Annotated in this window: 9 protein-coding genes; 6 read left to right on the forward strand and 3 right to left on the reverse strand. The window is 52.0% G+C overall.

Going from position 1 to position 12,158, the window contains the following annotated elements; genetic code table 11:
- Positions 1-55: 55 nt before the first annotated feature.
- Entirely contained in the window at positions 56-1,972 is a 1,917-nt protein-coding gene (locus tag CZ787_RS12800; protein WP_176372221.1) for an FUSC family protein, read from the reverse strand.
- 493 nt (positions 1,973-2,465) lie between these two features.
- The gene (locus tag CZ787_RS12805; RefSeq protein ID WP_087109844.1) at positions 2,466-4,118 is read right to left on the reverse strand and encodes a DASS family sodium-coupled anion symporter; all 1,653 of its coding nucleotides are present in this window, start codon (positions 4,116-4,118) and stop codon (positions 2,466-2,468) included.
- 866 nt (positions 4,119-4,984) lie between these two features.
- Between CZ787_RS12805 and CZ787_RS12810 the strand changes: the two genes are divergently transcribed.
- From CZ787_RS12810 to CZ787_RS12830, 5 genes are all read left to right on the forward strand, one after another.
- Positions 4,985-5,272 (forward strand): hypothetical protein, encoded by a 288-nt coding sequence (locus CZ787_RS12810; RefSeq protein WP_087109805.1) that lies wholly within the window; start codon positions 4,985-4,987, stop codon positions 5,270-5,272.
- Between the two features lie 344 nt (positions 5,273-5,616).
- Positions 5,617-6,843, forward strand: coding sequence for a serine/threonine transporter SstT (gene sstT, locus CZ787_RS12815; RefSeq protein ID WP_087109807.1), 1,227 nt, complete (start codon positions 5,617-5,619; stop codon positions 6,841-6,843).
- Between the two features lie 238 nt (positions 6,844-7,081).
- Positions 7,082-7,612, forward strand: coding sequence for a helix-turn-helix domain-containing protein (locus CZ787_RS12820; RefSeq protein WP_087109809.1), 531 nt, complete (start codon positions 7,082-7,084; stop codon positions 7,610-7,612).
- Positions 7,609-8,319, forward strand: a complete 711-nt coding sequence (locus tag CZ787_RS12825) for an AzlC family ABC transporter permease (protein ID WP_087109811.1) — start codon at positions 7,609-7,611, stop codon at positions 8,317-8,319. Before CZ787_RS12820 ends, CZ787_RS12825 begins: the two co-directional genes overlap by 4 nt.
- Positions 8,316-8,651, forward strand: a complete 336-nt coding sequence (locus CZ787_RS12830) for an AzlD domain-containing protein (RefSeq protein WP_087109813.1) — start codon at positions 8,316-8,318, stop codon at positions 8,649-8,651. Before CZ787_RS12825 ends, CZ787_RS12830 begins: the two co-directional genes overlap by 4 nt.
- Positions 8,652-8,712: 61 nt before the next feature.
- Here the strand turns inward: CZ787_RS12830 and CZ787_RS12835 are convergent, their stop codons facing one another.
- The gene (locus CZ787_RS12835; protein ID WP_087109815.1) at positions 8,713-10,851 is read right to left on the reverse strand and encodes a TonB-dependent siderophore receptor; all 2,139 of its coding nucleotides are present in this window, start codon (positions 10,849-10,851) and stop codon (positions 8,713-8,715) included.
- 1,093 nt (positions 10,852-11,944) lie between these two features.
- On the opposite strand from CZ787_RS12835, the gene mads1 reads away from it, so the two are divergent.
- The gene (mads1, locus tag CZ787_RS12845; RefSeq protein WP_254908621.1) at positions 11,945-12,157 is read left to right on the forward strand and encodes a methylation-associated defense system helix-turn-helix domain-containing protein MAD1; all 213 of its coding nucleotides are present in this window, start codon (positions 11,945-11,947) and stop codon (positions 12,155-12,157) included.
- The last annotated feature ends 1 nt before the right edge of the window (position 12,158 follow it).

Genomic DNA, 12,158 nt, shown 5'->3' on the forward strand with positions numbered 1-12,158 from the left:
GGTATAAACCGGTGAACCCACGGCGGCGTTTTAATATTGAATCACAGGCCAAGCCTCATGGCGCATTGTCGTGCCGATCCAGCGTCTGATGTATCAGAGTGATCGCATAAGCGGCTGTGTCATCCGCAGAGTCGTTAGCCGCTAAGTCGTTGGCCGCTAAGTCGTTCACCACTGACGCCGACAGGTTATTTTGAACAGGGTTTTCTAAAGCGGGCGTCTCAAGATTATTCTCGGCCGGGTGGGCAAGCCGAGCGCGAATACCGGCGATTGCTTGCTGCTCTTGCTCATTCGGCGAAACATGGCTAAACCGACGCTCCAGCAGATGCGCGGCGTACGCCAGGGTCGAGGCGTATTTCAAATTCTGGTAGGCCCACCGGTGCGTCGCTCCGAACGATATGAAGCTTTGCATAGGGCTTGCAGCATCAACGAAGCTCGCCCGTGCTGTATCAAGCGCGGTGACGGATGCTATCAGGCGTGAATGACGCTTCGCGTCGCCCTCTTCGGCGACAATATCCCCCAGTAGCTTTTCAAACGCGGATAGAAAGCGATCAAATGCCTGGCGTGCCTGCCCGCGAGTACTCTGCGGCAAGACGGCAAGCGAGACGATGATTCCAGCGAAGGCACCCACCAACGTTTCTTCCAGACGCAGGACAAGCAACCCCGGCGTAAACTCCCCCAGAATTCCGTAGATGAGCGAAAGAGCGATGGTGATTAGAAACGTCATCATCGCGTAAGAGAGCATCATCAGATAAAACGCTGCAAAGATCGAGATCGTCACCAGCGGAATGGTCCAGTAGAGATTGCCATGCACCAGGGTAGCAAGCCCAATACCCACGCAAATGCCCACGGCAGTACCCAGTGCCCGATTAAGCCCACGAACGGCGACAGCACCCCGCGACTGAGTATTGGAGAAGATCAAGAAGGCCGTCATCACCGCCCAGAACCATCTTTCCGGAGACAACACGAGACCCACTGTCATGGCAATGGCGGACGCCAGTGTTACCTGAACAGCTTGCCTGAAGAATGGATTAGCCAGAAGGCTTCCGCGCGGCGATGGGGCCGCGGCAGGCACCGAGGGCGGGCGTTTGGGGGATAAAGCCGAAGAGGAAGTACCGATAGAAGCGACATCGGCACGCACTTTTACTTCAATATCCCGCAGCTCAGTGAGCTGCTTTTCAAGCACGGCAAGCTCGGGGCCGGATGTCTTATGATCAACTTTTAGTGCGTCATCGAGCACCCTTTCGATAGCAAGTCTCAGGTCAAACAGCCGCATCGCCAGTAGGTCGGCTAATTTGACATCGACTGCTTCCGACATTGCGGGTAGATAGCTTTCGCATAAGAAAGCCGCCTCCTGCGCCCGGCGCGCAAGTTGGGTCGTTTCACGCAAGTCAATCGCCATGCCAGCCTGCAGCGAACGTGCGACCCCGACCTGCAACCGGTCTGCAGAAAGCAGGGAGGCGCGTATCGCCCGTTCAAAATCCTGAATGGGCCGTTCCGGCAGCACAAAATTGCGGACGAAATGAGCGATAAAGCCTGATAACGCTAATGAAATAGCGATATCCATTAGGTCCGTATCAGGCGCCTTCAAAAAGGCAGCAATGACACCGCACATAAAGGTGAACGCGCCGACGCCCTGCCAGCGAGCGCCAAACTGGCGTATAAATACTGCCCAAAAAATAACCCCAAGCAGCACGGCACTAATGTGAAGAATCGAGTGTTCAACTAGCGAAATCGCCGCAATGACGGCGAAGCCGCAGAGTGCGGCAAAAACGCGGGAAACAGCGCGTTTGCCAGCCGTCGCATCTTTTATCGCCACCGCTCCTTGAAGCGCAGTGAGCATCGCAACGGCATAGGCTGGCACAGGCATGGGAAACCAGCGATGAAGAAGGAGAAGCGCTAGGCAGACAAGCCCCATCGTGAGCATTGCGCGCACAGCCAAGCGAAGCCGAACCCGGCCAGGGTCAGACGTCAAAATACTCAGCCTGAAACGGCCAAGAGCACAGGTTGCGAAATCGTAAGGTCTAATCACCATTATTGACAGGGCTCGGTAGTAAGCAATCGGACAGAAGCGGTCAGCAAACGTCTCTTATTCACTCCAGACACTTTTATGAAGTCGAGACGCCAGCGCTATCCATTTCTTTTCCTTGTTGAGGCGATGGTATGGAACAGGAACAAAAGACGACAGACGCCTGAGCCACATCGTTATAGGACGTAATATTTGCAGGCGGCCTCTTTCCCTTACATTCCCAACATGCACTTATCATTTATGAATCGATTCTTCATCCTGACAGGTTTAGTGTCAACCCAATAACCGCCGCGCTCTTTTTCTAAAATATTAAGTTGTCTTTTCCAACAATAACTTTCAACAACAATAGCGTCATCAATAAACGAGTACGAACGATGTGCATAAAAAAAGCCCTTATCGATGGATAAGGGCTTTGATCAAAAGCGATTAAAAGAGCGCTTTAGTGGCGGAAAGCTTCGGGATAGACCGTCAGATCAACCCCCCATAGCATCGGTAAAAGGAAGTATACAGCCGCCGTAATCAGGAGCATGGAGATAATATTCAGGCCGAAACCGTTACGTACCATTTCGGTGATCTTGATTTTGCCGGTTGCGAAGATAATCGCGTTGGGCGGCGTCCCCACCGGCAACATAAAGGCACAGTTGGCCGCCATGGCAGCAGGTACCATCAAAGCAAACGGGTGAATATTTAGCGCCAGCGCCAGCGATGCCAGTACCGGTAAAATCATGGTTGCCGTTGCTGTATTGGAGGTAATTTCCGTAAGAAACAGCACTATACCGGTCGCCAGCAGAATGACCAGAATGAAATTCATTCCCTGGAGCACGCTCATCTGGTTGCCAATCCAGCCAGCCAGACCTGAAGACCCGAATCCTGCCGCAATGGCCAAGCCGCCTCCAAATAGCAGTAAAATACCCCACGGTACGTCCCGCGCGATATCCCAGTTGAGCAGACAGCCGCCTTTGTTTTTGGAGGGAAGCAGGAACAGTAATATCGCAGCACTGATCGCTATCATGGCATCACTGATGCCTGGAATATTAATAATCTGGCCTTGCCATAAGAAAGAGCGCGTAATCCAGAAAAACGCTGCAAAAATGAACACCCCCAGAACGGCCTTCTCTTCAAATGAGATCTTGCCTAGCGCATCCTTTTCTTTCTTGATGAGCTCCTTACCGCCGGGAAGGTTACGAAAACTAATCGGATAAATCAGATAGGTAAGCATCAACCAACCCAACACCAGCAGCACGATAACCACCGGGAAGGCAAACATTAACCAGCTGGCAAAGGAGATTTCAACACCAAAAAGCTGATTCACGACCGCAGCTAAAATGATGTTCGGCGGTGTACCAATCAACGTGCCTAACCCACCAATAGTGCCGCCGTAACCTACACCAAAAATTAGCGCTTTACTGAACTTGTCAATTTCCTTGCTATCAACCTCGCCCCCGTTTTTACCCAGTTCCTGGCTCACCTGGTAGACGATCGCGGTGCCGATCGGCAGCATCATCATGACCGCGGCGGTATTCGACACCCACATGGAAAGAAACCCAGTGGCAGCCATAAAGCCAAACACGATACTGTTAATACTGGTGCCCAACACGGAAATAATCGTCAGTGCAATACGCTTGTGCAGGTCCCACTTTTCCATGGCCAGTGCGATCATAAACCCGCCCAGGAAAAGAAAAATAATAGGATTTCCATAAGCAGCCGTAACCGTACTTCCATCCAATGCGCCCGTAATAGGCAGCAATATAATGGGTAATAACGACGTTGCCGGGATAGGGATAGCCTCAGTAATCCACCAAACAGCGACCCACAACGTAGTTGCCAAGACCATGCGGCCTTCAAAACTTAAATCAGCAGGATGAAAAAACAGCGCAACCAAAGCAAACAGCAGCGGCCCAAGTACAAGCCCTACTGTTTGGGGCTTATTGTAGGCAGGTGGGCGTGGAGATGGCCCGCTGCCTTGGGACTGACCACTACCGGATGCGGCGGAAGGACGTGAGGTGCTGGAAGCATGCGTTGAGGGTAACGCACACATCAGCAGTTTCTTGGCTTGATCGTGGGAATACCATAGCTGGTCCCACACGGTCATCATGGCAACTCTGCGCATTATAAAAACACCGCCGTCAGGTGAGCAAAAAAGTAGATTGATAGTGAGCAACTTACCCAGGCTGAGAAGGGCTCAACGATTTCGTGGCGCCCTTTATTCACTGCAATAGGACATTAGTCCAGTAAATCACTCATAATTACAACCAAAGTCTAACAACGTTAGTCGTATAGCCTGGAACAGCAGGCACCTTGGTTATTGCCAAAAATGTCTATCGCTGTGTGCTGTCAGTCGAAAATCTGGAAAAAACATCGGGTTTTCAAGCGTCACCCATCAACACAGGCTTTGCCTTGGTGACATATTGATGGCAAAAAAATTAACTTTTTGTATAGCTTTTATTAAGTCGTTTTTTACCGATCGTGGTCTATGCTGAAACCTGAAGCGGTCTTTCAGAAACGATACTTTAAAAATGCAGTGAAATGGCCCAAGGGTACGGGCTTTGGATTAGCGGGGATCAGGGGTTACTAACTGCAACGCTCAAAGAGTCAAGGTGATGCGTCAACATCTTTCAATAGAGCAAAACCATGCAGTCGTGAGAATATTGAAAAACAACTTACAGAACAGCGATGTAGACGTTAAAAAAACCAAGAAGCAGAAATGACAAAACTTGCTTCACTGGCTTTTTTATCGGGCTGCGTAGTCACATTGATCGCTACGTTACCTCTGTAATAGCGATAGGGAAGGCAGCGAAATCCCTCTACTCATCGTAGCGGGATTTTTATTGGGCGAAAGCATAAGAGCGAGAAGAGGCAATAATTCCTTTAGGGGTTTGCTTCTGAAGAAAACCTATATTACTCTTGAAGAGTACAATTTACGTACAAATAAACTCAGCATTCACAAGGAGTAGTGGCATGCAACATATCCATCTATCAGAGATTTCCCAAGCAGGTCTTCAACTTGCTATTCAAGAAATCAAGGATGAAATGTTCGACACCCCAGAATGCGATTACACCATCGCTAAGCTGCTCTGCCACTGTAGCCAGTTTGAAACAGCAGAGCATCAGCTAGACGAAATGCTTTTGAAATGGGGCTCCTCCCCCGACGTGATTGAGCTAACTGACAAAGGCTATGCCATGATAGCCAGTGCCGTTGCTGCGGTTTCTAGCAAGACACCTCGTCAGGCAATAGTCGCTGCCTAATTATTTACTTATCAAAGTACTGCTTTTCAGCCCTACCCTTGCCTCTTTTATTCGGCGGCAAGGGTAGTATTCGTTTAATCGGTCAGTCTTACCCGCTGCGTATCCCCGCTCATTAAAACATCGTTTCTCAGCACATTCTCCTCCCAGCTTTTTTTTGCACTTACAGGGCTGACATACAAAGCAATACCAGTGTTGCCAAGCGCAGTGATTACTCTCCTTAATACCCCACTCGAAGAAACTTACGCGCGAAAAGCCCGCAGGATAGCGGCAGGTGATAGAATGCTGCCCCTTTCCGGAGGCGTCTACGTATGCCCATTCCTATTCGACTACCAGAGTGACGCGCGATGATTGCAACCGCCACTGGCTTCTTCCGCCCGCTTTTACAGCTGGGCCTTATCCCGCAGATTTTAATTGGCATCGTGGCAGGTACGCTGCTCGCAATCTTTGCACCCGCGATTGCCGGTGATGTAGCGCTACTGGGTCAGCTGTTCATTGCCGCCCTTCAAGCCGTTGCGCCTATTTTAGTTTTTGTTCTGGTGGCAGCCGCTATTTCCGCGCATAGGCAGGGGCAGCCTACGCATATTCGTTCGGTGCTGGTGCTGTATATCGTCGGTACGCTGATAGCGGCACTGATTGCGGTAGCCGCGAGCTTTTTGTTTCCCACTGAGTTGTCTCTTAACGCAGAACAGGTAAGTGGTAACCCGCCCGGAAATATTTTTCAGATACTGCAAAACCTACTGCTGAATGCGGTCGCTAACCCTGTTACTGCGCTGATGGAAGGTAATTTTATTGCTATTCTTGCCTGGGCCGTCGGTTTGGGTTTAATGCTGCGCCAAGCCAGCGAAACCACCCGCCTTGCCCTTAGCGATCTTTCTGACGCCGTTTCACGGATTGTGGCGCTGGTTATTCGCATTGCTCCACTGGGTATCTTTGGCCTGGTGGCCGGTACGCTGGCCGAGTCAGGTATCGAAGCGCTGCTTAATTATGCTCAGCTATTAACCGTTATTGTGGGCTGCATGCTGTTTGTCGCGCTGGTGAGCAACCCACTGCTGGTGTACATCGCCACTCGTCAAAACCCTTACCCACTGGTCTTTGCCTGCCTGCGTGGCAGCGCGATCACCGCCTTCTTCACGCGTAGCTCTGCTGCCAACATTCCGATTAACCTTGAGCTTTGCCGCCGCCTGAAGCTAGACCCCGACACCTACTCCATCTCTATTCCGCTGGGTGCCACCATCAACATGTGTGGCGCGGCCATCACTATCACTGTCATTACGCTGGCCACGACACATACCTTAGGCATCAACGTCGATTTCCCCACCGCGCTACTGCTATGCATCGTATCCGCACTGGCGGCTTGCGGCGTTTCAGGCGTGGCGGGCGGCTCGCTAATGTTGATCCCGATGGCCGCTAACCTGTTTGGCATCCCTACCGAAGTGGCTATGCAGGCGGTTGCGATTGGCTTTGTGATCAGCGTGGTGCAGGACTCCACAGAGACGGCGCTTAACTCCTCAACCGACGTACTGTTTACCGCGGCTGCTTGCCGAGCTAAAGAGGCAAAGACCAGCGCCTAAATTTAGAGCGTTCAGCCTTCTCTTAACAGCCACGCTCCCGCTGTTAAGAGAAGGCCAATAAATACCAACGGCCCGTTTTGGATCATGACTTCAAAACGGGCCGTTTTGGTATTTGGCTTCTTGCGGTTAGCATCACCCACCACTCGCTCAAGCGGCGAAGCGCTTTATAACGCTCAGGTTGACAAACAAGTGTTCTTTATATAGAACGTTCTATATAAAGAACAACGAGACACTCTTCATGGATAAGCTTTCACTTAATACGTTGGGCCAGCATTTACAGTCGCTGCGCCAGCAACAAGGCCTTTCGCTTTCTCAGTTGGCGAACGCCGCCGGTATGGCTAAATCCAATTTGTGTCGGCTTGAACAAGGCAACGGCAACCCAACGCTGGATACCATCTGGCGGCTGGCCGTTCAGCTCAACATTCCCTTTGGCACTCTGGTAGCGCCGATTACCGTTCCGCTAGGCGAAAACGGCGTGCAGGTACGCCTCATTGACCAAGGCAAAGACTCTCCCCAAGTGGATGCCTACTGGATGCGCTGCACACCCAACACGCTGCGCCTGGCTGAAGCGCATACGCCAGGCACCCAAGAATCACTTACCCTTATTAGCGGCTGGCTGGAAGCTGGGCCGGAAGGTAACACCACGCAGCTTACCCCCGGTGAAACCCTGACCTTCCCTGCCGACCAGCCGCACATTTATCGTACCCATGCGGCAGAAGCCACCATGGTTCTGACCATCACCTATGGTGAAAAAGGTGATACACCATGAGCCAAGTATTAACTCACTCAGCGCTAAAAGGCGCACGAGAAGCCATTCCGCTACTGGGCGGCTATATACCGGTCTCACTCTCGTTCGGCCTGGTGGCGACACAAGCGGGCTTCACCACATGGGAGGCCGCCGCTATTTCACTGTTGATCTACGCCGGAGCCTCGCAGTTTCTCTTTGTTGGTATGATCGCGGCGGGTTCGCCGCTTTGGCTGGTTGTCGCCATGACGCTATTGATCAACGTACGCCATGTGGTTTATGGCCCTAACTTGGCCGCATTATTGCCTCAGAGCCGTCACTGGCCCTGGCTTATGCACGGCCTTACTGACCAGGTGTTTGCTTTAGCCTTAACGCGGCTTCCTCACTTGGATAAACCGGAGCGCTTCGGCTGGTTTTTGGGAGCATCGCTCCTCGCCTGGGGCGCCTGGATAATAGGGACTATCGTAGGGGCGACGGCGGGAGAGGCGTTCACCGCTCGCTGGCCTCTGCTGGGTGAGATTATGCCTTTCGCCCTGCCCGCGCTGTTTTTAACCATGGTAGCACCGCGATTTACCGACAAACGCTGGTCGCTCGCACTCAGCGGGGCCATATTACCCGCACTCTTTTTTACGCTATATGGCTGGGCCAACGTCGCCATCCCGCTTGCGGCTGCTTGCGGCGCGCTCTGCTTCTATATGGTCAAGTTTGAATCCAGCAAGGGTGCGTTATGAGTACCGGACTTTGGTTAGCGGTTATTGCCTCGGCATTGGGTACGCTACTCATACGCGTCGTCCCTTTTCTGTGGATGCAGCGCCGCTTAGGCAGTGATAGCGGCATCAACAACATGCCTCAGTGGCTGGGTATTTTAGGGCCGCTAATGATTGCAGCGGTGCTGGGCGTTTCTATTGTACCGGTTAACCCAAGTACGATTTCCTGGACCGCAACCGCGATTGGACTGCTGGTTACCCTACTGGTATGGCTGCGCGTGCGTTCACTGGGTTGGCCGGTGGCAGCAGGCGTCGGCATGTTTGGGCTAGTACAAGTAGGCGCTTCCGTGCTTTAACCAATGCACGTCAGTTGCTGAATGACTCAGCAACTGACGTTAACCACCCACCAGCAGCAACCTACCAGCTATATTTCAGGCTACCCACCACGCTGCGTGAGGCCCCGTAATAGCAGTAAAAGTCACAGCCACTGACATACTCCTCATCGGTAAGGTTGTTGACGTTAACCTGGGCAGTCCAGCTGTCGTTAATGCGATAGCTCGCCATGGCATCATAGAGCGTTGTAGAAGGGACATTTTGCTCAATAGTGCTATTCGCGCTGGGTACTGTTTCCCCCATATAACGCACACCAGCCCCTACCGAAAGCCCAGCTAACGTGCGGCTCATATCGTAATCCAACCACGCCGACGCCATGTGCCTTGGCACCAAGGGAACGCGCTCATCCCGCAGTGCATCATTCACATCATAGCGGGCATCGGTATAGGTATAGGCCGCAATCAGCTTTAGCTCATCCGTTAGATAACCCACGCCTTCGATCTCTATCCCCTGCGAGCGGCGCTTACCTACCTGCTCCTGAACAGGTGCGCTGGTCGAGATCAGCGTGTTATTTTCTTCGACATCAAAGGCGGCAATCGTGAGGTAACCATCTACGTCCAGCGGGGCAATTTTAACCCCAGCCTCAAACTGGCGGCCCTCTAATGGCTCGTAACTAGCGCCATCCGGCCCAATACCCGCCACCGGGGTGAACGACTCGCTATAGCTCACATAGGGGGAAACACCGTTATCGCCCAGGTACATCGCACCGGCTGTGATGGAGAGATGTTCGTCATCGTACCCTTCGCTGGAGCTGCCAGAGGTATCGCTAAAATCGTCGCTGCTATCGACATTATCGTAGCGCGCCCCGGCAAGCAGAACCCACTGATCGGCTATGCGCAGTTGATTTTGAACATAGAGCCCCACTTGGCGGCGATCGACATTATGCTCGGTTGGGTCGCCGGTATCAGGCGCAGTAAACGCCGCATAATCGGGATGATATAGATCCACCGTATCGATATTTGTAAAGAAGCTAGAGCCATCGCCCAAGGTGCGGAAGCTGTCACGGTTGGTGTAATTTAAATTCAGCTCTTGATAACCCGCGCCGACCAATAACGTATTCTCTGTGTTCTCAGTATAAGTACGCGCGATGAGTCGGTTATCAATATTAAACGCATCGTACTGGCCATCCCGGTCAATAATCCCACGGGAAATACTGCGTGGCGGTGTCACATACGAATTGGGGTAAACGTTACGCAGTTCCAAATCCAAATGGGTATAGCGGGCGTTCTGCTGGAACTCCCAGGTATCGTTTATCTGGTGCTCCAACTCATAGCCAATCGCAATCTGGCGCTGATCTAACCGATCATAATCCGGTTGACCAAAATTGGTCGCTGGGTCAATTTTCCCAAACGGAGAGTCTTCAAGGGTACCCAGTGCCGGAAAAAACCCAGTGGTAGGCACGCCTTGGTCTTTCTGAACGCTAGCAAGGAAGGTGACGGTGGTATCATCGCTAACATCGACCTCCAGACTAGGCGCAAAGTAATAGCGCTCTTTTTCACTCCCGTTGAGCTCGCCCTCGCCATCGCGATAGAGACCCACTAGGCGATAGCGCACGTCATCGCGCTGCCCCACCGGACCAGACACATCCACCCCTACTTGGCGATGATCATGGTTACCGGCTTCAACCTGCAGCGTTCCTTGCGGTTCACGGGTAGGCCGTTTACTAATCCCGTTGATCATACCGCCAGGGGGCGCCTCGCCATAGAGAATTGACGCAGGCCCTTTCAAAAGATCAACACGTTCAAAGCCAAAGGGCTCACTCATCCACCAGAAATAGCCTCCTGTGCGGAAGAGCCTTAAACCATCCTGGTAAGTAGCGCCTTCCGCACTAAACCCACGCAGGAAAAACCAGTCGGCATTGTTGTCATTACCGTAAGGCTGAGACACAACACCGGAGCGGTACTGGAAGGTCTCGTCATATTTATTGACGCCTCGATCCTCAAGCTCCTCCGCACTAACAGTTGAAATAGCGCGAGGCGTTTCTACATCTGGCGTATCCACCTTCAGTGCGGTCGCCGTCACTACGGTGGTCCCCATGTTCACGGCCTCTTCCTGCGCCAGTGCAGCAAAAGGCACAACACACAACGTACCCCCTAACGACACAGCCAATGCACGGCGAATAGCGACAGACAACGGTGTAGCGGAAAAAGGCGAACGACGCATGTTAAACAAACCTCACTGACAGGCAGAATGGGGGGGGAGGAGCCCGTGTTTTTATAGTAAGCAAACAGAGGAAGGCGAATGATACGGATTATTATTCACAACTACAACAATCACACGATGTCAAGTTTTCTTAGCCACAACGCCATTTGCAGACTCGCCGCCGTCTTTCCTAAGGAGACTTGTGCTCTTTCGCACTTCTTTTCAAAATTGACTAGCAGTGAAATAAATTGGCGAGGCTTACTTATTCGCCTGCTAGCAAGAAAACGCTTTGGGAAGGTGCCAGATTAGCTATCTGGAACCTTGCTTTAGGTCTAGCAGGCTACCTGAGTCGTGCTCACACATGTTTCAACTATTGTTGATCGTCAACGCAAAACAGCCGGCTACTTTCGAACTAACAGCGAAGCACATCGCAAAGATGGGTAACTTTCAAAGGACGCGGAGAGACATATGGGAAGGAAGATTGATTTTGAGCCATGGGACTTAAAATCTCTTGCCAGAAGCAAGCAAAAATTAGAAATGGTGGGCCCAGTAGGACTTGAACCTACGACCAAGGGATTATGAGTTTGTCGCTGACACCCTATATCTAGGAAAATCAAGCGTATACAAGCGTAATCAAGATAAGTAGAAAGCACTTATACGTCAGCAGTTTAGCGCAATTTGGCGAAAGAGGACAGACTTGATGTGTGTACCTCTACTGTACCGATGAAGCCTACTTTCCAGTACATCTCATGCAGTTCTCCAGCAGTAAGGGCGTGACCGCGGCACCGCTGCCATAGGGTCGCCCCTGCGATGCCATGTTCATCGCTCTGCTTCAAATACTCTGCCCTGTCGCCGTTCGATCTCTTCCTTCGACAGCACGCTGGGCCAGGTTGCTAGTTCCGCGTCTGTGAGGCCCGTCAGGATTTCGGGCAGGCTGGTTGTCCGGGCGTGACTGGGCGGCTCGAACTAGTAGCTGGCAGCGCTAAGTCCCGCTTCGACCTCCTCGGTGATGAAAAACGGCTCGTCCTGATGCGGTTTCTTCATGTCACCCTCCTTGGTTTTCACTTTCATTCGCAGTTATGAAAACTTTGCATTATTCTGATGTTTTCTACCAATGATTGGCCAACTGATGCCCAACAGCAGCGAAAGCGCAATTCTGACGATCAAGGAAGTTGCCGAGTACCTGAAGGTAACGGAGCGGACGATCTACCGGCTTGCGGCAGCCAAGAAAATTCCTGGCTTCAAGGTGGGTGGGATGTGGCGCTTCCGACAAGCTGACATCGACGACTGGATTACCGCCCAAGCGGAAAAACCGGACGCGACATAAG

Source organism: Halomonas citrativorans (assembly GCF_900163645.1).
Classification (GTDB): domain Bacteria; phylum Pseudomonadota; class Gammaproteobacteria; order Pseudomonadales; family Halomonadaceae; genus Vreelandella; species Vreelandella citrativorans.

Excerpts from the sequence above, each read along its gene's own strand:
- CZ787_RS12805 (WP_087109844.1), bottom strand. The coding sequence starts at position 4,118 with ATGACCGTGTGGGACCAGCTATGGTATTCCCACGATCAAGCCAAGAAA.
- CZ787_RS12810 (WP_087109805.1), top strand. The coding sequence starts at position 4,985 with ATGCAACATATCCATCTATCAGAGATTTCCCAAGCAGGTCTTCAACTT.
- sstT (WP_087109807.1), top strand. The coding sequence starts at position 5,617 with ATGATTGCAACCGCCACTGGCTTCTTCCGCCCGCTTTTACAGCTGGGC.
- CZ787_RS12820 (WP_087109809.1), top strand. The coding sequence starts at position 7,082 with ATGGATAAGCTTTCACTTAATACGTTGGGCCAGCATTTACAGTCGCTG.
- CZ787_RS12825 (WP_087109811.1), top strand. The coding sequence starts at position 7,609 with ATGAGCCAAGTATTAACTCACTCAGCGCTAAAAGGCGCACGAGAAGCC.
- CZ787_RS12830 (WP_087109813.1), top strand. The coding sequence starts at position 8,316 with ATGAGTACCGGACTTTGGTTAGCGGTTATTGCCTCGGCATTGGGTACG.
- CZ787_RS12835 (WP_087109815.1), bottom strand. The coding sequence starts at position 10,851 with ATGCGTCGTTCGCCTTTTTCCGCTACACCGTTGTCTGTCGCTATTCGC.
- mads1 (WP_254908621.1), top strand. The coding sequence starts at position 11,945 with ATGATTGGCCAACTGATGCCCAACAGCAGCGAAAGCGCAATTCTGACG.